This is a genomic window from Hydrogenovibrio sp. JE_KL2, from assembly GCF_009296185.1.
Taxonomy (GTDB): domain Bacteria; phylum Pseudomonadota; class Gammaproteobacteria; order Thiomicrospirales; family Thiomicrospiraceae; genus Hydrogenovibrio.
In genome coordinates this window covers 244542-267557 of record NZ_WBJR01000004.1, presented here as the reverse complement: position 1 = coordinate 267557, position 23016 = coordinate 244542, and the positions used below count along the sequence as shown (strand labels likewise).

Here is a 23016-nt window from a genome sequence, read left to right as displayed (position 1 = left end):
GGACCATAGCGAGATGGAACCACCTGATCCCATTCCGAACTCAGTAGTGAAACGTCTCAGCGCCGATGGTAGTGTGGCAGGTGCCATGTGAGAGTAGGTCATCTCCAAGCTTATATTCCGAAAACCACTCTAGCGAGTGGTTTTTTTTTTGCTTGTAATTTAAATACAAAGCATGGCACAGTAAGTTTTTAGCTACTTGTGCTTCTCATCCATTATGATTTTAGATCCCAAATCCCTGCATCTTCATCCATCCTTACAAATATTTCATTTTGGCTCGCTTGGTTCGACAAATCTCTTTTTAAAAGAGGAAATTGAGTCGGGAAGACTTTTTCATCCAGCTTTTTGTATTACGGACAGGCAAACCTCTGGTTATGGTCAACATGGAAGGCAGTGGGACTCTGACATGAAGCTTTCACCTTTGACGTGTTCGTTTGCATTTCCTATTGATTATGGATTGGATGTGCTTTTGTTGAAGAGTATTCCTGTTGCTCTGATTGTCAGAAATTTACTGTCTAAAAATTCTACTCAGTGTTTTCAAATCAAGTGGCCCAATGATATTTACAATAATGGGCGAAAGGTGTCTGGTTGTCTGATAGAAGTTGTCCGGTCAAAGGTGCTTAAAAAGCCCTTTGTTGTTTTTGGCTTAGGTGTCAATCTAGCATCAGACGGAAGTGAAGTTTATGGAAGTGCAGAAAACCTGGACGTAGTGCAGTTTTTAAATGATTTATCAAAGGCACTTTTTAATTTCTTTACATCTGTAGAAGGATTGAAAGCTGTTGATGTCGTTTCTGAATGGGAAAAGTATGATTATTTTTCTGTTGGGGAGAAAGTATGCGTGTATCATAGCGGCTCATCGAAAGAAGGCGAGTATTTAGGTATTAATTCGCTTTTCCAGCCAGAAATTAGAATTGGTGGTGCGGTTGTTGCATTTTCAACAGGGCAGGCATCAATAAGAAAAGTTTAGTATGAAAATATTTTTTGAATTCGGGAATACACGAATTAAAGCAGCATTGTTAGATAATCGAAACAATTATGATTTCTTGGGTGCGGTCGATAAACGACACGTTTCTACGGGTGAGTACATTCAACTTCTAGGCTTGGATGATATAGATCAGCAAGTCACCCAGGTGTATTTTTGTTCGGTGACGTCCGCGGCAGATAATGCTGACTTGATTGAGTCTATCAAGGCGTTGTTTAAATGCTACCCGACAGAGCTTAGATCAGAGCCAAGATGTTGTGATCTTGAAAGTGGCTATGATCATTTTGAACAATTAGGTGTTGATCGTTGGATGTCAATTATTGGTGCCACGGCGGGGTCATCAAAGCCTGTGATAGTAGTTAGTTTGGGTACAGCGATGACGATCGATGCAGTTGTCGATAAAAAGCATTTGGGAGGCTTTATTGTTCCAGGGCTATCTTTGATGCGCCGGTCATTAGCTCTCAATACTGCTCAGTTGGATGAATATGATTTACCAAGTCAGCAAAATGAATTCAAATTGTTGGCGACTAATACGGAAAATGCCATTCTAGGTGGCACACTTTACATGGCTGCAAGTTATATCAATTCCTTGATCAAAGATTTGGAAAACGAAACGGGTCGTAAGTTCGATTGCGTTGGAACTGGCGGCGATTTTTCTGCGGTAGAACCCTTGCTGGATAAGCCATTTTTGTATATAGAAGACTTGACTTTAAAAGGAATGGTGAAAGTTGTGGAAAGTTTCTAAAAATCAGTTGACATACGGTATTTTGAACTTATAATACGCCGCATCAGCCGACATAGCACAATTGGTAGTGCAACTGATTTGTAATCAGTAGGTTGGGGGTTCAAGTCCCTCTGTCGGCACCATCATTTTAAAGCCCACTTCTATGTGGGCTTTTTTATTTCTATGTTGTTGATAAATTAAAAAATAGTTACAACCAATTTCGAGTTGTGTCTGGACACCTATAGATGAATACAGTAAAATTCCCCCAATCAAATTCATAGCTAAAATTAACGATTTAGCGATTTTACTGGAGTGAATGTTCAAGATGACGTCCAAGTGTCATTTTACCCATTACGAAACGGAGTGAGTTCCAAAAGGGACTGGCTCCGTTTTTTTATATGTGCGATTCACAACTTTAAAAAGTTAACTTCAGCGAATAACCCTTTTACTGGCGGCGGGCAAAAAATATGACACAAGCTTTATTGGCTTTAGAAGATGGCACTCTCTTTTGGGGAACCTCTCTAGGAGCAGAGGGTAAAACAGTAGGAGAAGTCGTTTTTAATACTTCCCTGACTGGATATCAAGAAATTCTAACTGACCCATCTTATTTTAAACAAATCGTGACGTTAACCTATCCTCACATTGGTAATGTAGGGGTGAATGCTGAAGATGAGGAATCACCAAGCATTATGGCGCAAGGATTGATTGTAAAAGACTGTCCTGCACTAATGAGTAACTTTAGAGCTGAAAAATCCTTACCAGATTACCTTAAAGAACAAAGTGTTGTTGCCATTACAGATATTGATACACGTAAGCTGACGCGTTTACTTAGAGATAAGGGTGCTCAGTCAGGAATTATTGTTACCGGTGATGAGATTGATGCGGACGCAGCTGTCGCAGAAGCACGGAGCTTTTCGGGTCTGAAAGGTCTGGATTTGGCAAAAGAAGTCACGACAGAAAAAAGTTACCAATGGGAAGAAGGTTCTTGGGCACTGGGAGAGGGTCATAAGATTCCTGCAACAAAGCCTCAGTACAAGGTAGTTGCGTTCGATTATGGTGTAAAACGAAACATCCTTCGTATGTTGGTAGACAGAGGGTGTGAGTTGGTAGTTGTTCCTGCAAAGACACCTGCAAAAGACGTTTTAGCAATGAATCCTGACGGAGTTTTCCTATCAAACGGACCTGGTGATCCTGAACCATGTGATTATGCGATTGAAGCTATTCAGCAAGTTCTAGAAACGGACATTCCAGTGTTTGGTATTTGTCTGGGACACCAGCTTCTAGCTTTGGCATCCGGTGCGAAAACTGTCAAAATGAAATTCGGTCACCATGGTGCAAACCATCCGGTGCAAGATGTGAGAACTAAAAAAGTAATGATTACCTCACAGAACCATGGTTTTGCAGTGGATTCTGATACTTTACCGTCTAACTTGGAAGCGACGCATGTCTCATTGTTTGATGGCTCTCTACAGGGGATCCAAAGAACAGATAAGGCAGCATTTAGCTTTCAGGGGCATCCAGAAGCGAGCCCAGGGCCACATGATGTTGCGCCAATGTTCGACCAGTTTGTTGAAAATATGAAGCAATTTCAATCTAAGAAGTAATAGGGAAGATTAGATGCCAAAAAGAACAGATTTAAAAAGTATTTTAATCATTGGTGCGGGCCCTATTATTATCGGACAAGCCTGTGAGTTTGATTATTCCGGTGTGCAAGCTTGTAAGGCTTTGAGAGAAGAGGGTTACCGTGTCATCCTTGTAAACTCAAACCCTGCGACGATCATGACCGACCCTGAAATGGCTGATGCAACTTATATTGAGCCAATCGAGTGGAGAACGGTTAGAAATATTATCGAAAAAGAGCGTCCAGATGCGATTTTGCCGACCATGGGTGGGCAAACAGCGTTGAACTGTGCATTGGATTTGCATGATAAAGGTGTTTTGAAAGAGTTCGGCGTTGAGTTGATTGGTGCGAACGCTGATGCGATTGATAAAGCTGAGAACCGTGATCGTTTCCGTCAAGCCATGCAGAAAATCGGTCTTGATATGCCAGTCTCTGCAGTTGCCCACAATATGGAAGAAGCTTGGGCAGTACAAGAAAAAGTCGGTTATCCAACGGTTATTAGACCTTCATTTACCTTGGGTGGCTCCGGTGGTGGTATCGCTTATAACAAACAAGAATTCGAAGATATTTGTAAGTTTGGTCTAGAACTGTCTCCAACCAATGAGTTGCTGATCGAGGAGTCTATCCTTGGTTGGAAAGAATATGAAATGGAAGTTGTTCGAGACAAAAACGACAACGCTATTATCGTTTGTTCGATCGAAAACCTTGACCCTATGGGGGTTCATACTGGGGATTCAATCACCGTTGCGCCAGCACAAACGCTGACGGATAAAGAATACCAAATCATGCGTAATGCCTCTTTGGCAGTATTAAGAGAAATTGGTGTTGAGACCGGTGGATCGAATGTTCAGTTTGCGATTGAACCAAAGACCGGTCGAATGATCATTATCGAAATGAACCCTCGCGTATCTCGTTCTTCTGCTCTGGCATCAAAAGCAACAGGTTTCCCTATTGCTAAAATTGCTGCGAAGTTAGCGATTGGTTATACGCTTGATGAGCTAAGAAATGACATTACGGATGGTGCTACGCCAGCATCATTTGAACCTACCATTGATTACGTTGTTACCAAAGTACCTCGTTTCACGTTTGAGAAATTCCCGCAGGCTCAAGCCCGTCTATCGACGCAGATGAAATCTGTTGGTGAAGTGATGGCGATGGGACGCTCATTCCAGGAATCTGTGCAAAAAGCACTTCGTGGACTTGAAACCGGCAAGGACGGTTTTGATGAAGTGATGCCTTTAGCTCAAATGGAAGAGAAAGAAATTAAAGACACTCTGCGTCAAGAGCTTCGTTCCCCAGGCCCAGAGCGTTTGTGGTATGTTGCTGATGCTTTCAGAGCAGGATGGGATTTGGAAACGGTATATGATATTTCTAAAATCGACCCATGGTTCCTGTCTCAAATTCAAGAATTGATTTTGATGGAGGACGACCTAAAACAACGTGGTCTGGATGCATTGGATGAAAATTCATTAAGAAACTTGAAGCGTAAAGGGTTTTCAGATAACCGCTTGGCAAAATTGTTGAATACGGATGCAGCATTTATCCGTAAATTCAGACATACATTAAATGTTCGTCCGGTATTTAAACGCGTAGACACCTGTGCAGCGGAGTTTGAAACTTCTACGGCTTACATGTATTCGACTTATGAATCTGAGTGTGAAGCACAGCCAACGGATAGAGACAAAATCATGGTCTTAGGCGGTGGTCCTAACCGTATCGGACAAGGTATCGAATTCGATTACTGCTGTGTTCATGCCGCGATGGCCATGCGTGAAGATGGTTATGAAACCATTATGGTTAACTGTAACCCAGAAACGGTATCTACGGATTACGATACGTCTGACAGATTGTATTTTGAACCTCTAACACTTGAAGATGTGTTGGAAATTGTTGAAGTTGAAAAGCCAAAAGGCGTTATTGTTCAATACGGTGGGCAGACTCCTTTGAAATTGGCGGAAGACTTGGAAGAAGCTGGTGTTCCAATTATCGGAACATCTCCTGAATCCATCGACTTAGCCGAAGATCGTGAGCGTTTCCAGCAGTTGCTACATAGCTTAGAGTTGAAACAACCACCGAATAGAACAGCAAGAAGTGAAGATCAAGCCATCGCTTTGGCAAATGAAATTGGTTATCCGCTGGTTGTTCGCCCATCTTATGTATTGGGTGGTCGCGCAATGGAGATTGTCTATAACGACGCTGATTTGTCTCGTTATATGACCGAAGCCGTTAAAGTCTCGAATGATTCGCCTGTTTTGCTTGACCGTTTCTTAGACGATGCAGTAGAACTTGATGTCGATGCGATTTGTGATGGTGAGCAAGTTGTTATCGGTGGTGTAATGGAGCACATCGAGCAAGCGGGTATCCACTCCGGAGATTCTGCTTGTTCATTGCCGCCTTACAGTATCCCGATGCATATTCAAGATGAGATTCGTTTACAGGTATCAAAAATGGCTAAAGCACTTAATGTTGTTGGCTTGATGAATACCCAGTTTGCGGTAAAAGGCGAAGAGATTTACGTATTGGAAGTCAATCCTCGTGCATCAAGAACGGTTCCATTTGTGTCTAAAGCAATTGGTAAGCCTTTGGCTAAAATCGCGGCGCGTTGTATGGTTGGTCAAAAGTTAGCTGAACAGGGCTTTACAAAAGAAGAGCGTCCAGAGCATTTTTCGGTGAAAGAAGCGGTATTCCCATTCATCAAGTTTTTGGGGGTTGATCCGATTCTAGGGCCTGAAATGAAGTCGACGGGTGAAGTTATGGGCATTGGTGATACATTCGCAGAAGCTTATCAGAAAGCACAATTAGCGGGTGGAACAGTACTGCCAACTTCCGGTCAGGCTTTCTTGAGTGTTCGTCAAGCAGACCGTGTTAAAGTAGTGGAACTGGCTAAACAGCTTATTGACAAAGGCTTCACTATTTTAGCGACGCGTGGCACAGCTAAAGCTTTAGATGAAGCTGGAATCGAATGTAAAGTCGTTAATAAGGTAACCGAAGGTCGTCCAAACATCGTTGACTCCATTGTCAACGAAGACGTTGATTTGATTGTGAACACTTCTGATGGTTCTGTGAGTATTAAAGACTCTTCGAGCATTCGTCGAGAAGCGTTGATGCATAAAATCTGCTATACCACAACGATGGCAGGAGCATTGGCAATGGTTGCTTCAATGGATTATTTGAACAACCAAAAAGTGACGCGTTTACAAGATATTCAATAAGTTTGGGTTGTAGAACCAACGACGCCAGGTCTTTTGGACTTGGCGTTTTTGTTTTGAGGGAATAGATATGCAAAGACATCCAATGACAAAAGAAGGTGCAGATGCACTGAAAATAGAATTAAACAAATTAAAGAAAGAAGATAGACCGGCTATCTCGACCGCTATTGCTGAAGCTCGTGAACATGGTGACCTGAAGGAAAACGCGGAATACCATGCTGCGCGTGAACAACAGGGGTTGATTGAGGCGAGAATCGCTCAAATTGAACATATCCTTGGATCAGCGCAAATTATTGATGTAACCAAGCTGAATCCTGGCGGAAAGGTTGTCTTTGGCGCGACGGTCACAGTATTAAACATTGATACCGATGAAGAGATGACTTATAAGATCGTCGGGCACGAAGAAGCTGATCTCAAGCACAACAAAATTTCGGTCAACTCTCCAATTGCCAGAGCATTGATTGGCAAGGAAGAAGGTGAAGAGGTTGTTGTGACAGCACCAAGTGGCAACATCGATTATGAAATCGTAGCAATTCAGTATATTTAATATTATGAGACTATTACTACTTTGCGCAGTTTGGTTGACGACGAATGTAACGATTGGATATATCGTCGCGCCAGTGCTGTTCAAAGTGCTGGATAAAATGCAAGCCGGACAAGTTATGTCCATATTGCTTAATGGGTTGTACTTTTTTGATTTGGCAATAATCTTACTTATGATTTTTGGCCTGATGTTGACTCAGAAATGTCACATCAAAAGAGAAAGTTGGCTGATTGCTTCAGCAATTTTGGTCGGTATGAACCAGTGGTTTATTTCACCAAAAATGGAATGGTTGAAGTTGCATGATATGAAAGGGCAGGTCATGCAGCTTTCTTTCATGGAATGGCATGGGGTTTCCCAAGTCGTCTTTCTACTGATGCTGTTGAGCTTTGCTTTTTGGAGTTACAAGCTTTTTAGACGAATCCAGCAGCCAGACTAGCCGCGGCTTGTAGGCATAAATTTGCCTTATAGCAGGTTAATTTTTTTTAGTCTGGTTTTCGGGATTTAAAGTTGCAATTTATGGCTAAAACCTTCACAATAGCCTCGTTAAATATAATCGTACCCTAATATTCTCGGAGTAGTTAAATGAAACACTTAACACTAAAAGCACTCTTTATTTCTGCTGTTGCAGCTCTTTCTATGAACGTACAAGCTGCAGAATCTGTTTACGACCAATGTGTTGCTGATGGCAACATGGTTATCAAGCTAGGTAAAGAGCAAGGTGCTGCAGCTGCTAAAGCGTACAAGCAAAAAACTACGGTTGCACAATGTTTCGCTGAGTTGGACAAACTAGCACAAGCGCCAGATATCGAAAAAAGAGCTGGTAGCAAAGTTGCAGTAGAAACTCACAATCCTTCATATTACATGACAGGTGCAGAGAAGCTACAATGGTCTAAATTGTTTGCAGCGATCGATGCTAAACAGTATCGTGGTGTTGAGTACCTAATGGGTGTTTACTACCGCAAGCAACACTAATTCAAAATAGAATTAGATGTTTAAAAAAGCCGGTTTCGACCGGCTTTTTTTGTTTATAAAGCAATGAGATAAATGAGTACGAATAATTTTTTTGAAGCCGCTTATGCGTGCTTGATAGAAAGTGACCTTGAGCAGAAGATTTCCTTGGTGGATCAACTGCAGCAAAACTGGGAATTTTCAGATTTTGATTTCACACCAACTGAAATGGTTCATAGGGTTCCTGCCGCTGGACGTCCCTCAAGTCCAGAATTAGTACCACCGAAGGACTTGCCTAAAAGAGGTCTGGGGACTCGTGAAGGCCATGCGGCTCTAATCCATTCCATCGCACATATAGAGTTCAATGCTATCAACCTGGCATTAGATGCACTCTATCGCTTTCAGAATATGCCAAAGGCTTACTATCAAGATTGGTTGAGAGTCGCAACGGAAGAGTCTTATCACTTTCAAATGATCCGAGAGCACCTGTATCATTTAGGTTTTGAATACGGTGATTTCAAAGCGCATAATGGTTTGTGGTTAACCACTTATGAGACTGACCATTCTCCAAGGGTACGCATGGCGCTTGTTCCACGTACGCTTGAAGCCAGAGGGCTTGATGTGACGCCTCCTATGATGAAAAAGTTGCGTGCAATCGGTGATAAACGCGGCGTTGAAATCCTTAAAATATTGTTTCGTGACGAAATCGGTCATGTTGAAGTTGGAACAAGGTGGTTCCGTTATTTATGCCGTGAAGAAAGGTTGAACCCTTTTGATGAATTCGTAACGATTGTCCAGAATTATTTCCATGGTGATCTTAGAGGGCCATTTAACTTCGAGGCAAGAGTCGAAGCCGGGTTTTCCGAGGAAGAAATCCAATGGCTGAAATCCATTGAACAAGGACTTGTTGAGCGTGCAGAAACTCCCTGAAAAACATAGACAGCGCATCATTACCCGTCATAAGGCTTCTATTGAGCGTTATGGCTATGAGCCAGCCGCGCTTTTTTGGAAGGGTAGAGATGTTCAAAATCTACGGTTTGCGCTGTTTCTAGAGTGGATGGAGAGCCAAGACAAAAGCTGCCATGAAGATGCTCCATGTGTGTTGGATGTGGGGTGTGGTTTTGCCGATCTGTATAAATTTTTTACCCATCATGGCTTAAGTGTCAATTACACAGGGCTAGATGTGTCGCCTGATATGATTTTTGCCGCGCAGAACATTTATCCCGATTTGCTGTTCCTCAACGGGGAGATATATGACTTTGAACTTGAGGACGAAAGTTTTGATTGGGTGTTTATGTCCGGGGCACTCAATGAAGTTTTAGATGACTCAGGAGAATATGCGTTCGGCGTCATTCGTAAAATGTATGCCTTGGCAAAACATGGCGTAGCATTCAACTTGTTGAACAAGGCTCATGAATGGACGTTTCAATGTTCTGATTTGATGTCATTTGATGCTCAGAAAGTCAAAAAATACTGCCAGACGTTTTGTTCTGATGTCGAAGTGAGAATGGATTACCTGCCAAATGACTTTACTGTGTTTCTACGAAAATAGCTCTAACGGGTAACCTAACGGGATTTGATGATGTTGTATTGCGGTGTCGATTTAGGGGGAACCAAAATAGAAATCATTGTGTTGTCAGATGATAACCGCACGTTGTTTCGACATAGAGTGGCGACGCCTCAAGGAAATTATGAGAAAACCTTAGTTGCCATCGCTGATCTCTTTCAGCGGGCAGAAAAGACAACAGGATCACTTAGTGCGGTGGGTGTCGGGATTCCCGGTGCTATTTCCCAAAAAACCGGCAGAATCAAAAACGCGAACTCTGTATGTTTAATCGGACATGATTTGAAGGCTGATTTGCAAAGTCGTTTAGGTTGCGCAGTTTATTTGTCAAATGACGCAAATTGTTTCGCGCTTTCTGAAGCAGTGGATGGTGCTGGCAAGGGTGCGAAGACCGTGTTTGGCGTCATTATCGGTACCGGGTGTGGCGGTGGTCTCGTCATCAATGGGCAATCGTTGGATGGTGTTAATTTTATCGCAGGCGAATGGGGGCATAATCCATTGCCTTGGCTTGGAGTCGATGAAACGGCTTTACCCTGTTATTGCGGTAAGTCTGGTTGTACCGAAACCTTCTTATCCGGACCTGGGTTTGCCAAACATTTTGAACTAAACTACGGGCAATCTTTGAGCGTGCAAGAGATTGTTGCTCTGTCTGAAGGGGGCTCATCCCTAAGCCACAGCGCTCAAGAAGCTTTGGAGCGCTATTGTGTATGGCTTGCCAAAGGTCTGGCCTCCGTCATCAATATCTTTGACCCGGAAGTCATTGTATTGGGTGGTGGTATGTCGAATATTGATTACGTGTATCAACGTGTTCCCGAAATTTGGGGGAATTGGGTATTTAGCGATCAAGTGTTAACCAAGCTTGCAAAAGCAAAATGGGGCGACTCAAGTGGCGTTAGAGGCGCTGCTTGGCTGACACGGTAGTGTTTTCAAACCCTATAGCACCGGTTGTGCAGAATCTTTTTCCTTCAACTGCTGACGCAATTGCCAGCCATTGTCTGTCTTGATAAACAAGAAACGTCTTTTGAATGTCAGGTGATCTCCCTGTTCGAATTCTGGCAACGTTAGCTTCAGCAAGCTTACCTGTAAAGCAATTCTCGCTTTTTGCAATGGGGAATAGCTGTCATTGTCTTTTAAAGCCATCAGGTAATCATCTAAGCTGATTTGAGCCGTTGCCTGAATCGACATTTCAGCCACATAATGGTTGTCGTTTTCGTTATAGCCGTTTTCCTTAGTGGCTTTATCAGCAAGAAAAATTCCCTGAAACTCATTGTTAAAAAACTGTTTTGAGTCGCTGGAAATTTGCTCTAGATTTGGCTTATGAGAGTCAAAGCATCCCGATAATAAAACAGAGAGGGATAGCAGAAGAATAATCTTTGCAATGACTGAGTAGGCTTGCGACACGAAGACGGTTCCTTTCGTTAAGTTAGCGTTTGTTTTCTTTCATTATACCCACATCACTTTCAGATACCAGATACGAATAGAACAGTGTGTTATCAGCACTAATATTCGATACTTGTCCGAGTTATAATAAGCGAAAATTTTCAGGGAAACTCCATGCAAACAATCGAAACTCCAGAGGCGCTTGATGGCTTGAAAGCCGAAAAAGACGCGCTACTTATCTTATTTGGCGGACAAGAATGTAATGTATGTCATGCCATTAAACCCAAGTTAATAGAAATGGTCTCTGAGCGATTTCCCAAGATGGAGATGGTTTATGTCGACTGTCATCTGACAACGGATATCTGCTCTCAAAAAGGCATTTTTACGCTGCCGGTAGTTCAGGTTTATTTCGGCGGACAGAAGTTTGTGGAAGAGATTAGAAGTTTCAGTTTAGTGAAATTATTGGATGACTGCCAGCGACCTTATAACATGATGTTTTCGGATTAATTCGCTCGAGCATTGTTCCCCCCGCAGTAGGGTTAAAAATCTGCCAGGTTGGGGTCTCTACTAGCCAGAAAGTAAAAAAGCCGGGTATGCAGTGCATCTCGGCTTTTTTATTGCGCTAAAGAAAATGTCTGTTGTTATTCAGGTGCTCGGTAGCTGTAGGGTTTTGGTGCGCCCAATGATGAGGCTGGAACCCCAGCTGATGGCGCCTTATATTCATAGCTTCCAGGAGGTGGTGTTTCTTTTTGCACTTCATTTAGCTGCGTTTTCAGTACATCTTGCTGTGTTTTGACTTGTTGTATTTGGTTAGACAAGTCTTTCAAAGAAGATTGAATCGATTTCAACTCAGCACCATCTTGTGGCGCAGCGGTGGCCGCTTTTGCCGCGGCTGCTTTTTTAGAAGCAGAGGCTTTTTGAAGCTGTGCAACAGAGGCTTGTAACGCTTTCATTTGCTTACCTAGATCGGCAACTCTCCATAGAATCGCATTCAATTTCTTAACCTGCGACTCAGTCAACCCCATAGAAGTGACTTCGATTGGCGCGGTTTTAATAGTCGTTTTACCAGTTTCAGCAGAAATCTTCTTATCTTCGATTTTTTGCTGTTTCGATAATTCAGCCATCAAAGCATCCAGTTTATCCATTTGTTGCTTTTGCACTTGAGATAAAAGATCAATTTGTTTTTTCAGTTCAGGACCGATTTCAGCAGTCACCGTGGTTGCTGCCGGGGCAGTTGCAGTTGGGGCGGCAGGTGCGTTATGAACCGGTGCTGGGGCAGGAGCTGCAGCCTGAGGTTCAGGTTTTACTTCTGGTTTAGGTTTTGGTTGCGTCGGTGCAGGCGCAGGTTCAGCCGAAGGCTGTTGTGCTGCTGCTCTGTGCTGATTGCTGGTGATAATGGATTCAACCAAGGAAACCATTTGATCCGTTTTCAAAGTCATTTGCTTATTCAGCAAATCACCTTGAGTAGAAATAATATCTTCCACGGCGCTTTTCAGCGCTTCGTTCTTCTTATGGACGCTGTAAAACAAAAAGCCCATAACGCTGGTTGAAATCACACTGACTATAATCGCAATCACCAACATGATAGTGGCACTGCTTTTCGAAGCGTCCAACTCCTTGTTGATATTGCGCACAGATTGGCGCCATGCCACGTTGGAATCTGCAAGCTCCATTGCCTGACGTTTCTGCTCTTGAGAAAGCTGTACCGCTGCCTCGGTTGCAGATTGACATTGTTCCGCCGCCTGTTGGGCAGTTTTTGCCGACTCTAAAGAAATGGTTGCCGCTTCGATCGCATTCGGGCTATCGGTTTTCGCAAGCGTTTCCTGATTCTCAGTGACGCGTCCCACTTCTGCTTCCATGGTTTCCGTGCTGGTTTCTAGCTTATCCAACTCGTCTAGAAGATCGTCCGTGATAGAGTTATTGTCAGCATTCATGTCAGTTTCACTCATGGCGTGTGCCTTTCTTCATTACTTAAGATTTATTTCGTTAAATCGTTGATTTTCTGTTTTAGCTGTTCATTGTGATGAAGCAACGCATCATTTTTAGAACGCAACTCATTCAAAATAGCACTGATGTCTTGACCTGAAGCGTTGTAGTCAAGTTGCGCCGTCTCAATGTGGTAATTCGCTTTCTTGGCCGCTTCAAAAGCTCTTTCAGTCGCTTTGAAGGTTTCTTCTATCGCTTGTTGCGTGCGGTCAGCGGCATCATGGGCTTTTTTACTCACTTCTATTGCCAACAAAGTCGCTTCTTTAGCGGTATTAGAAACTTTTTCGGCCAGTTGCTGGATTTCTTCATCCAATGTCACGGCCTGTTCCATGATTTCGATTGATTCATTTGCCTGTTCAACCGAAGGTGCATTGGCTGATGAAGCAGCAGTGTCTGTCATAGCCATGTTTTCACTTGATGCTTCAGCCTCTGTGGCAGTGTCGTCCATTTCAGCCGCATCCATCCCAGAATCCTCAACTTCTGGAAGCATTTCTTCCAGTGTTTCAGAATCTAATTCAGGCTCGGCAGACACTTCCTCTTCCATTTCTGGCAACTCGACAACCGGGCTTTCATCGGCAACTTGGTCAAGAATGTCATTCACTTGAGCGCCTTCAGCTTCCGGCTCAAGGTCGTCGCTGATTTCATCCAGCAAGTCATCGCTAATATCATCTGTTAAATCGTCTTCCAACACGGCTGGAGTTTCGGCTTCCGCTGGCTCTGGAATGTCTCCCATTAGAGCTTCCAAGTCTTCTACATCGTCAGCAGTGGCCTCTGCTTCTGGCAGCGTGTCTTCCAAAGCATCGCCTATTTCATCAAGTAAATCCTCAGTAGATTCAGTCGCGGCAAGTAGCTCTTCATCAGGCGTTTCAGGCAAAGCGGTGTCCATTTCTTCGATTTCAGCAACTGTTTCGGGCATAACATCTTCCTCAGGAGAGGTTTCCATCTCAGCGGTTTCCATAACATCGTCTAGGTCGACGGTTTCCATAACATCGTCTTCAACCGATTCTGCGCTTGGTGCATCTTCATCCATTAAACTTTCACCAGATGTTTCAATGTCCGTATCCACATCGCTTGCTTCCGGTGTTTCGATAGTCAGTTCTGATTCTTCCGTGTCTGTATCAAGTTCATCCAGCATTTCCAGCATGGCGGCATCGGCGGCTGCTTCGGCATCTTCTGTTGTGTCAGCAGAGATGGGCGTTTCCTCTTCAACGGCAGCTGGTGCTTCTGTTAGCGGTTCAGGAATGTCAGTGGTAGCAGCCTCGGGAATTTCTACAACATCTTCCGGGTCGTTCTCCAGCTCATCCAATACATCCAGCAGATCATCGGCAGAAGATAGGTCGGAGTCCTCAGAAGCTGTGTCAGCCTCGGCATCTCCTTCACGGAGCTTACTCATCATCTCTTCAGCTTGACGAGAGACGCCCGTACCTTCTTTGTAAATGTTTTCTTCTGGGATTTCACCCATCATTTCCAGCATCTCTTTAGTGGCTTGGTCATCTTTTTCCAAATCTACATCTGACATAGGTCTGTCCTTCCTGAGCTTAACACCTTTAATGCGAGCACTTTGGTTACTTTACGCCCAAACCCCTAACTTTTAAAGCCTTTGAGATAGGCTTTGACGGGCGATTGAGCTTTATACTAATTCTAATTGCCAACTTTCATAGCATTTTTTGTGCCATTTGAAACGGTATTATCGGTTTACCAAAAGTCTGCGATTTGCTCAAAGTCCACTTGTTGTTGGGTGGTCGGGTGTTTGAATCCTAAACGGAAAGCATGCAAATGCAGGCGCGAAAAATCGGTTTGATTCGGCTGGTCGGCATAAAGGTTGTCGCCGAGAATGGGATGCCCGAGTTGCTTCATGTGCAGACGTAGTTGGTGTGAACGTCCGGTGATGGGGGTAAGCAGTACTTTAAAATGATTGTCGAGTTGTTCTTCCACTTGCCATAGCGTGTGAGCATATTTACCGAGTTTGAAATCAATCATCTGCAAAGGGCGGTTTTCCCAGTCACAACGCATGGGTTGGCAAACCGAACCTTGTGACATGGAAGGGCGACCAAAACACATTGCTTGATATTGTTTTGAGGTCTCACGTTGCTCGAATTGTTTGCTGAGGCTGCGGTGTGTTTGCGGATTTTTTGCCAGAACCATCAAGCCTGACGTATCCATATCCAAGCGATGGACGATGAGAGCTTCAGGTACCTTTGTCTGAATCTGAGCAACCAGGTTGGCGAGAGGGTCGGCTTCGCGCCCCGGCACGGATAGCAAACCCGCAGGCTTGTTTACCACCAGAAGATCATCGTCTTCGTAGACTATCCAGTTCTCGGAAAAAGGTATCAACAACACAGGCGGTTTAGTAGAGGTTCTACCGCCAGCTTGAAGCTTTGCAGAGGAAGCGTGAATCGTAGTTAAGGAAGTCTTTTGCAAAACGGTGGCAGGCCTTTATAGAGGATTATTTTATAGACGATCAAGTTTTGGTTAGAATGTGACTATTTTAACGATTTTGAAAATGAATTTGAGAGTGTTATGAGTCACAAAGTATCTGTTATTTTCGTTTGTCTTGGTAATAGGGGAAGATAAATCTAAGTTATTTATTTTAAAGGTAAAATTTTGTTTTTTTAAGTCTTCTCCAATTCCTCCCCAAAACATTTGTTAAATTAACGGCAAACTTTGCCTATTATCAAAATTCAATAGCGATTTATGATGGTGAAAATCAATTATCTTTTTTAGAAAGGTCATTAATAATGTGTTTTATAACTGTATATGCATTATCTCTGTATTCAATGACTTTATTTGAACCGATTAAATCAAACTGATGAACTACACCGTTCATTGCTTTTAAATCATGCGTTATTTTTTTCTTCGAGCTCATACAGTTTTTTTCGTCATCGTCGAAAATAGATGGCGATGATTCAATCCATGTGAGCATATGATCTAGACCAGGTTTTTTTATCTTTTGTACGCTTTCAGGGTCTTCAGCTTTAGCAACTCTTTTTTCAAAATCATAATTAATTACACTTTGTAGCTTTCCTTTTTGCTTCAAGAATTCAAAAAGACCTATTTCTATAATTGATCTCAATAAAAATACACTTGAATAAGGGTGCTCTTTTATTTTTAGTGAAGTAGCTTCTAGCAAAAGAGAGTTAAGTTTTTGGTTTTTAGTTTTCGTTAGGTCGTCAGGAAGTAAAGTGTCCCAGTTTTCATTATGATGTTTGCCGTTTAAGCGGTCTTTGTCATTTTTATCATTGTTCTCCTGAGCCTTCCTTTTGTTTGCGGCCTCAGCTTCAGCTTTTCTTTTTTGTTCAAGCTCTTCGAAATACTTCTTTATATCTTCTTCAGAATCTACAAATACGGTATCTTTATCACTTGTGCTAGCTCTAAATTTTCCTGCTTGCTCAATTAAATTTTGAATATCAAAATTATTTAATAATGATTCAACAAATAAGTTCTCATCAAAGTCAATATCATCTTTTGTGTATGTAACGGGCAGGCCATCAATGCAGATTTCTCCATAAACCCTTTGTGCCTGATATTTGTTTTTGGTTTTGAAAAGTTTCGTTGGAATATAAGGATTAGTTCTTGTCCCAAGAATGACTCTCCCATTTCGAAATAATATGATGCCAGGGTTAGCTAAATAGCTACCTTTTTTGTGAAGTTGTATGAAACCGGTAATTCTTTGTTTTTGGAACTCAAAATCAAGGTTTACCTTCCATGTTTTGTATTCACCAATTCCAAAGTAAACTCCCTTTGTGCTTTTATAGATGGGAGCATTTAAAATTTCTAATGTTTTATCTTTTTTGAAGTTAGCATCACCAATAGCTTCTCCATTTTTCCTGATTTGTATATCAGTTTTCACATAGTTAGATTTACCTTCCTCATAATATGTAAATTTCTGGTATAGATCTCTTAGGGTCTCTGTTATTTTATTGATATTTTGATCGTCAATTGTGCGGCGTGTATTTATTAGTTTTATTATTGTTCCTGTTCCGCTTATTTCTGGCGATTCTTCACTTACAGTTATGGAGCTATGATTGGCGCTTAGAAGTTCGCTTAAGTTGAAATTCGCAATAAACTCAGAATCATTTGATGACTTAGTAATTAGAGTCCATGTGTTTGAAAACCACACTGATGCGGCTTTCATTCCAATACCAAACTCACTTAATCCACTTATTTTTGGTTTACTTGCCGGCTTAAAAGCTGTTTTTAATTCACTTTCACCCATCCCAGGACCATCATCAGAAATAACTATGCTATTTCGAACAGAAACATCTTTTTTGTAATCTGAAGTGTAGAAATCTAGAGTTATTGTTAAAAGATCTTGCCTCTTATTACTGAATTGATGAGCATGAATAGCATTGTCAATAAACTCTGCTAAAGCATATGCTGGATTGTATTTTTGCTGAGGAAGAATTGAGTACATACCCATATCAGGTGAGACATCAACTTTAAAGGTTTTGTTTTTAGTCACCGGCAAAAATCCTTATGTTTGTAGTCTAATGTATAGAATACTTCCTTAATTCAGAAGAAATCAAGCTTACAATTTTGGCATTTACAGCGTTTCCTAGGGCTTTAAAGGCTTTAGATGTATTTTCTGGTATATGCTTTAACTCGTGTAGAAACTGTAATTTTGCAGCTTCATGTTTAGAGAGATATCTTGCCTCACTCGGTACGACAGGTATCTGTGTCGGTGTCATAGCAATTAATGAAGGAGCGATTTCAGGTTTTAAAACTCGAATACCTGAAGCCCTAAATTGAATAAGATGGCTAAATAAGTCATAACGATTTAAATGACCACGCCATTCAAGTATTTGCCAGCTATTGTTTTGTTTATCGAGAGAGCAGACCCATGTGTCTATAAAGTGCTTATTTTGAGAGTAGATGTTACGACTAACTTGTATGGATGGAGTAATCCAGTTGGCTACTCTTCTTTCTTTTTTTGTATATGAAGGCATCTTGTTCATAACATCATTCCACGTATTACAATTTTCTAAAGACTGCCCATATGCTCCTTTATATTGTTTCATCTCTTTGAGAGACAAGGAACGGAAGTCTAAAGGATAGTCGGCGCCAAACTCTGGTGCGACAATAGAAAATGCAGTTCTAGATGGAAGTGAACAATTTTGGATTAAATGTTGCCAAACATGTATTTGATTTAGTTTTTTTGGTTCTAGTTTCTTATGTTCTAGTGAAGAGTCTAAAAAGTCTTTCAGATTTGCTGATGAACTTGGGTTTAATGTAGGCCAGATGTTTTCAGTGATAGTAATGTCATTTCTATGAGCAACAACAAAAATGCGCTTACGATTTTGGGGGATTCCGACTTCGACAGGAGAGATGATTTTATAATCTACGTTATAACCAATTCTCTCAAATGATGACAAAATATAGTCCCAAAAAGTACCATCTGCGATTGTTAAAATATTTGGAACGTTTTCCAAAACCACAAATTTGGGGTTGTGATGTTCAGCTATGCGGATAACATCGTCAATTAGCCTTCCACTTGTGGGACAGGCAGTTCCCTTTTTTTGCCCTGCCAGTGAAAACGGCTGACATGGAAAGCCAGCACAAATTACATCATGTTCAGGAATGTCTGTGGCATTAATTTGTGTAATATCCCCCTTAGGTTCTATTCCGTAATTCTGTTGATACAGCGCCCTCAGTTTTTCGTCAATTTCACAAGCAAACACGCACTCGTAGCCATTTTGAGAAAACCCTGTGTGGAATCCTCCTAAGCCCGAGAATAAGTCAATAAATTTCATGATGTGACACTCCTTTTGAAAGGTTGGCTATGCTTTCAATTACTGAGTCGATTTGTTGGGATAATTCTGGATGCTGCTTAACTAATTCATCGACTAATAAAGCTGCGTGAGAAATATCAGAAGGTTGATGTTGAATATGAGTTTCAACAGCTAAAAATTCGCAAAGTTTTGCGAAACGAAGGTTATTGAGTGAGAAAGTTTCTGTTGTTAAAACTCTGAACACAAAATCTTTGTTGAGAGGCTTAACCAGCCCGTTGTCAATTTCTTGTTTGTATTGTTTGTTAAAGGCTATGCAAAGCTTTTCGTAAGTGTTAAAACCTTTTGAATCTTTTGCAACTTTGATCCGCCTCACAATTTCATTTCTATATTTTTTTGCGCTACTCATTTTTATCTTTACGAATTAAAATTCTCAATAATGAGAAATTTATAACATATTTTCTTAAAAATAAGAAATATAGTTTTAGCCTAGATTTAGTTACTTTGAAATTGCTTTCAATTAAAATCCATTAAAATAAGTGAAATCTTCCCCAAAAAAATTTTAAGTATTTGAGATTAAACGACAAAAAAAATCGATTTTTTCAGAAATTTGTTGTTGTAAATCGTGGTTAAGTGTATGAAAAATAAAGAAAAAATAAGAGTTCTTTTTGTGTGTCTTGGCAATATTTGCCGTTCACCAACAGCCCATGCGGTGTTTCGTCGTTTGGTGGATGAAGCCGGTTTGTTGGACGTGGTGATGATCGATTCCGCTGGAACGGCGGCGTACCATGTTGGGAAACAGCCAGATGGACGCTCCATGCAAGTGGCGGAATCCCGAGGCATTCCCATGGCGGATTTACGTGCCAGAAAAGTTGATCTAGGGGACATCATTCAATTTGATTATATTCTGGCGATGGATCGTTCCAATTACATGGATTTGATGCACTTAGCCTTGCCGGAGCATCGTGAAAAGATTCGTATGTTCTTGGATTTCGCGCCGGAGTTTGATGAGACAGAAGTGCCCGATCCTTATTATGGTGGCCCAGCTGGGTTTGACCATGTGTTTGATTTGGTGACGGCGGCATCCAAAGGGTTGTTGGACGATATTCGTCAAAACCATTTGTAAGCGTTATCGAATGAAAATCTGCCAGGTTGGGTGTTGCTGTAAATAGGGTGAGAATTGCTTTTGCCACGTATTCGAGAGGCTTTCAAATGCTATGGCTGTGTAACCGTTCTTGAGGTAAAACTCGGTTAGTTCGGCTTTGGCTAGGCAGGTGATTTTTGCATTCGATTGTTGTTGAACGCTGGTATGAAAAAAGTCGAGCAGTTTAGATGCAAGCTTTTGGTTGCGATACTCTGGCAGTACAAACAGGCTGCGTAACCAGTAATCGTTTTCAATGAGTCTTAGCCAAGCGGCGCCCACCAAATTTTGATTGATTTTCACGGTGAATAATTTGTCTGCTCTGCCTGCGGTAGCTTGGCCGTGAGTTTTGAGAAAACGATTTCCCAGCAAAAAGTCGTTCTGCTCGGCTTGCTGACACACAATATTGTCGGATGTTATCTGATTCACAGGAGTGCTTAGGTCTTCATTTATGGCGAGAGTCTATTGTACAAAATGCCACCGTTTGGAAAACCTCTGTTTGTGTTCGGCATTGCCTGAACTGGAGAACAAAGTAGAGTTGGTTTTTCTGCAGCACCCGTTGGAGCAAAAGCAGGTTAAGGGCACGGCATGGCTGACGCATGCCAGTTTAAGCCAAAGTCATTTTCTGGTGGGGGAGCAGTTTTCTTCAGATGAGTTAAGCCACCTCATTCAACATAAACAGACCTTCTTACTGTATCCGGCTTCAGAGGAAGAGTCCGTGATGACTTATTCTACTGAAGAGGTTCAAACGCAATTTCCGCTGGAAAATTGCCGGGTGCTGATTTTAGATGGTACTTGGAAGAAGACGAAAAAAATGCTCTATCTCAATCCTGAACTGGCGGCGTTGCCAAGGATTATGCTTCAACCGCAACAGCCGTCGGAATATCGTATTCGCAAGCAAAAGAATGCACAAAGCCTGTCGACTTTAGAGGCGGTGATGGCATTGTTGAGTGAACTGGAGCAAAGCAGTCAGTATCATCGTTTGCAAAATGTAATGGATGCATTGGTGGCGCAGCATGAGGCTTGGATTGAAATGGAAAAGGCTCTAAGAATTGAGGGGCTCAAATAAAAAAAGCCCCGCCTAACATGTGCAATTTAGGCAGGGCAAACCTTCGACAGACAACTCATTGCAGAAGACGAAAATAAGGTCGGGAATCTAGGCTAAGATTAAAACAATCCTCCCTGGTAGCTTTCGATCCCCGGATTCGTTTTGACGCCCTTCAACACAGGATGGTTCACCTTGTTCAAAGTAACGCCGGATTTTTGGTGTCTCAGATGGTCGGCAACCACATCCCAAACCGGGCGACCTTCACCGACGGTTTCGACTTGCCCCCAACCTGAAACTGTATATTTTTTGCTGGCCTCAATCGGTGTGCCGTTATCCAGCTGCATATTGCTGATGCGCGATCCCAGAGTTCCATTAGGCTCACAGGTATAATCCAACCCGCCGACACGAACCATGTCGCCGCCGGATTGTAGGTATGGATCTTTCTGGAAGATGTTTTCGCAAACCCCTTCGAGAATATCTTTGATTTGTGCACCCGTCAGTTCCGACTTATAGCTCTCGCCATAGGTCATGGAAGTCACGTCCATCACGCGCTCCATGGTGATGCTCTGTCCGCCCAACACAGAAGAGCCCCATCTGACACCGGCAGACATCGCAATTTGCGTGTCGTGCTCTTCGCGCAGGGCATTGACGATAACCTGATCCCAGGAGCCGATAAAGTTTCCGCGACGGTATAACGGATCATGTGCCACAGAAAGCTCTTCTTGTAGAATCTGCTCATAAGTTTTCCCTAGACGATCCGGGTTGTGAGCATATTTCGGATTACGGGATTCGATAATGGATTGGCTGTATTGCGTTTGTCGCAACTGCTTGATAAAGCTATCGGTTTCCTTGTCGGCAGCAAGTAGATTTGAGAACACTGGCAATAGGGTGTAGTTGACCCCTTTCAATTTGCCGTTTTGGATGTCCAAATCCATACAGCCTACGAATTTACCGTTTGAACCCGCATTGGTGACATAGCACACACCGCCTTCAGGGGTTTTGATATTGATGGTTTTTGGAATACCGTCATGGGTATGCCCACCGAAAATCGCATCGATACCGCTGACACGTGAGGCCATTTTGATATCGACATCCATCCCGTTGTGGGAAATCATCACAATCGCCGCGACTTTCTCGTTCTGGCGAATATGATCAATGTTTTTCTGTAGAGATTCTTCACGTAGACCGAAAGACCAATCAGGGAAGTTTGCTCTCGGGTTGGCATTGGCCGTTCTCGGGAATGCTTGACCGATAATCGCGATGCGCTCACCGTTGATTTCTTTAATGCTGTAAGGCTTGAACGGCAGGGCGTTATCTTCGTCATAAAGACCGATGCCACCATGCTTTTCCGTCATGTTGCGATAAGCATCGCCAAACAGGGAATCTTCTTTCACGCGGATGTTCTGCGCCAGAAACTCACCCTTGAAGCGTTTGATATTACTCAGCACTTCCTCTTCGTGATAGGTGAACTCCCAGTGTCCGGTCATGATATCTACGCCCAGCAGGTTGGAAGCATCCACCATATCTTGTCCGCGTGTCCAAAGTGCCGTTGCCGAACCATGCCACAGGTCTCCACCATCCATTGTCAAAGTGTTTTGGTGACCACCTGCTTGATCGCGCAGTTGATCCAATAGGGTTTTGATGTGGGCAAACCCGCCGACCTTACCGTATTGCTCAGAGGCATCCTGAAAGTTCAGGAAAGTAAAGGCATGTGCCAGAGGGGTGTTCGGTTCAATGTTCAACTCTTTCAACAACTTGTGACCCACGATATGAGGTAGTTTGTTGTAAGCGGGGCCGACGCCTAGGTTAACGTTCGGTTCTCTAAAATAGATCGGGTTCAACTGCGCATGGGTATCGGTCAAATGCAGAATACGTACATTGCCTTTCATCGGCACTTGATACATTTCAGCATTCAGCGTAGCCGAAGACGAATCGGCTCTATTTTTAGACATTGCCATGGCGGATGTCGGTAGCATTCCTGCTGCCGCAGCCATGGACATTATGTGAAGAAACTCACGTCGGTTAAGGCTCATCTTTTGTCACTCTCCTCTCTTGGTTGGCTCGATGTCAATTTAGTGTGCATCGGCTCTTGGTTTGATGAGCAGTTTAAAAAGAGGAGGGCAAAAAGAAAATTGGGAGTATCCCG

22 protein-coding genes, 1 tRNA gene and 1 rRNA gene are annotated in these 23016 nt (G+C 42.6%); 15 read left to right on the top strand and 9 right to left on the bottom strand.

Annotated elements, in window-relative coordinates; genetic code table 11:
• The 12 genes from rrf to F8R13_RS08935 all read left to right on the top strand — a co-directional run.
• Positions 1-110 (top strand): 5S ribosomal RNA (rrf, locus tag F8R13_RS08990); the annotation flags it as partial.
• A gap of 104 nt (positions 111-214) precedes the next feature.
• Complete coding sequence (locus F8R13_RS08985; protein WP_152833777.1) at positions 215-964, top strand: biotin--[acetyl-CoA-carboxylase] ligase; 750 nt, start codon at positions 215-217, stop codon at positions 962-964.
• A 1-nt stretch (position 965) separates the two neighbouring features.
• A complete protein-coding gene (locus tag F8R13_RS08980; protein WP_152833775.1) occupies positions 966-1724 on the top strand; it encodes a type III pantothenate kinase in 759 nt (252 codons plus the stop codon).
• A 46-nt stretch (positions 1725-1770) separates the two neighbouring features.
• Positions 1771-1846 (top strand) — tRNA-Thr (locus tag F8R13_RS08975).
• A 324-nt stretch (positions 1847-2170) separates the two neighbouring features.
• A complete protein-coding gene (gene carA, locus F8R13_RS08970) occupies positions 2171-3307 on the top strand; it encodes a glutamine-hydrolyzing carbamoyl-phosphate synthase small subunit (RefSeq protein WP_152833773.1) in 1137 nt (378 codons plus the stop codon).
• 13 nt (positions 3308-3320) lie between these two features.
• A complete protein-coding gene (gene carB, locus F8R13_RS08965) occupies positions 3321-6536 on the top strand; it encodes a carbamoyl-phosphate synthase large subunit (RefSeq protein WP_152833771.1) in 3216 nt (1071 codons plus the stop codon).
• Between the two features lie 67 nt (positions 6537-6603).
• A complete protein-coding gene (gene greA, locus F8R13_RS08960; protein WP_152833768.1) occupies positions 6604-7080 on the top strand; it encodes a transcription elongation factor GreA in 477 nt (158 codons plus the stop codon).
• 4 nt (positions 7081-7084) lie between these two features.
• Positions 7085-7513 carry a DUF4149 domain-containing protein gene (locus F8R13_RS08955; protein WP_152833766.1) on the top strand — a complete coding sequence of 143 codons (429 nt, stop codon included), beginning with the start codon at positions 7085-7087 and terminating at the stop codon, positions 7511-7513.
• Between the two features lie 146 nt (positions 7514-7659).
• Complete coding sequence (locus tag F8R13_RS08950; RefSeq protein ID WP_152833764.1) at positions 7660-8049, top strand: hypothetical protein; 390 nt, start codon at positions 7660-7662, stop codon at positions 8047-8049.
• A gap of 72 nt (positions 8050-8121) precedes the next feature.
• Positions 8122-8955, top strand: coding sequence for a ferritin-like domain-containing protein (locus F8R13_RS08945; protein ID WP_152833762.1), 834 nt, complete (start codon positions 8122-8124; stop codon positions 8953-8955).
• Complete coding sequence (locus F8R13_RS08940; RefSeq protein WP_152833760.1) at positions 8939-9577, top strand: class I SAM-dependent methyltransferase; 639 nt, start codon at positions 8939-8941, stop codon at positions 9575-9577. Before F8R13_RS08945 ends, F8R13_RS08940 begins: the two co-directional genes overlap by 17 nt.
• 27 nt (positions 9578-9604) lie before the next feature.
• Complete coding sequence (locus F8R13_RS08935; protein ID WP_371414934.1) at positions 9605-10510, top strand: ROK family protein; 906 nt, start codon at positions 9605-9607, stop codon at positions 10508-10510.
• A gap of 12 nt (positions 10511-10522) precedes the next feature.
• On the opposite strand, the gene F8R13_RS08930 is transcribed toward F8R13_RS08935, so the two are convergent.
• Positions 10523-10990 carry a hypothetical protein gene (locus F8R13_RS08930; protein ID WP_152833757.1) on the bottom strand — a complete coding sequence of 156 codons (468 nt, stop codon included), beginning with the start codon at positions 10988-10990 and terminating at the stop codon, positions 10523-10525.
• Positions 10991-11143: 153 nt separating this feature from the next.
• Between F8R13_RS08930 and F8R13_RS08925 the strand changes: the two genes are divergently transcribed.
• A complete protein-coding gene (locus tag F8R13_RS08925; protein ID WP_152833755.1) occupies positions 11144-11476 on the top strand; it encodes a thioredoxin family protein in 333 nt (110 codons plus the stop codon).
• Between the two features lie 134 nt (positions 11477-11610).
• On the opposite strand, the gene F8R13_RS08920 is transcribed toward F8R13_RS08925, so the two are convergent.
• The 6 genes from F8R13_RS08920 to F8R13_RS08895 all read right to left on the bottom strand — a co-directional run bounded on the left by F8R13_RS08920 (position 11611) and on the right by F8R13_RS08895 (position 19090).
• Positions 11611-12918 (bottom strand): hypothetical protein, encoded by a 1308-nt coding sequence (locus F8R13_RS08920; RefSeq protein WP_152833753.1) that lies wholly within the window; start codon positions 12916-12918, stop codon positions 11611-11613.
• A gap of 29 nt (positions 12919-12947) precedes the next feature.
• Positions 12948-14474, bottom strand: a complete 1527-nt coding sequence (locus F8R13_RS08915; protein WP_152833751.1) for a hypothetical protein — start codon at positions 14472-14474, stop codon at positions 12948-12950.
• A 176-nt stretch (positions 14475-14650) separates the two neighbouring features.
• Complete coding sequence (locus F8R13_RS08910) at positions 14651-15376, bottom strand: RluA family pseudouridine synthase (RefSeq protein ID WP_152833749.1); 726 nt, start codon at positions 15374-15376, stop codon at positions 14651-14653.
• A 286-nt stretch (positions 15377-15662) separates the two neighbouring features.
• A complete protein-coding gene (locus F8R13_RS08905) occupies positions 15663-17417 on the bottom strand; it encodes an ATP-binding protein (RefSeq protein ID WP_152833747.1) in 1755 nt (584 codons plus the stop codon).
• Positions 17418-17442: 25 nt separating this feature from the next.
• The gene (locus F8R13_RS08900) at positions 17443-18705 is read right to left on the bottom strand and encodes a DNA cytosine methyltransferase (RefSeq protein ID WP_152833745.1); all 1263 of its coding nucleotides are present in this window, start codon (positions 18703-18705) and stop codon (positions 17443-17445) included.
• The gene (locus F8R13_RS08895) at positions 18692-19090 is read right to left on the bottom strand and encodes a hypothetical protein (protein WP_152833742.1); all 399 of its coding nucleotides are present in this window, start codon (positions 19088-19090) and stop codon (positions 18692-18694) included. The genes F8R13_RS08900 and F8R13_RS08895 overlap by 14 nt, the downstream gene beginning before the upstream one ends.
• A 228-nt stretch (positions 19091-19318) precedes the next feature.
• Here F8R13_RS08895 and F8R13_RS08890 point away from each other — a divergent pair, with 228 nt between their 5' ends.
• On the top strand, positions 19319-19807 hold the full coding sequence (locus tag F8R13_RS08890; RefSeq protein ID WP_152833739.1) for a low molecular weight protein-tyrosine-phosphatase: 489 nt from the start codon (positions 19319-19321) through the stop codon (positions 19805-19807).
• A 3-nt stretch (positions 19808-19810) separates the two neighbouring features.
• On the opposite strand, the gene F8R13_RS08885 is transcribed toward F8R13_RS08890, so the two are convergent.
• On the bottom strand, positions 19811-20251 hold the full coding sequence (locus F8R13_RS08885; protein ID WP_152833737.1) for a GNAT family N-acetyltransferase: 441 nt from the start codon (positions 20249-20251) through the stop codon (positions 19811-19813).
• Between the two features lie 22 nt (positions 20252-20273).
• On the opposite strand from F8R13_RS08885, the gene F8R13_RS08880 reads away from it, so the two are divergent.
• Positions 20274-20891, top strand: coding sequence for a tRNA-uridine aminocarboxypropyltransferase (locus tag F8R13_RS08880; RefSeq protein ID WP_152833735.1), 618 nt, complete (start codon positions 20274-20276; stop codon positions 20889-20891).
• A 98-nt stretch (positions 20892-20989) separates the two neighbouring features.
• Here F8R13_RS08880 and F8R13_RS08875 read toward each other — a convergent pair whose 3' ends face one another.
• Complete coding sequence (locus F8R13_RS08875; protein WP_152833732.1) at positions 20990-22903, bottom strand: 5'-nucleotidase C-terminal domain-containing protein; 1914 nt, start codon at positions 22901-22903, stop codon at positions 20990-20992.
• Between the last annotated feature and the right edge of the window lie 113 nt (positions 22904-23016).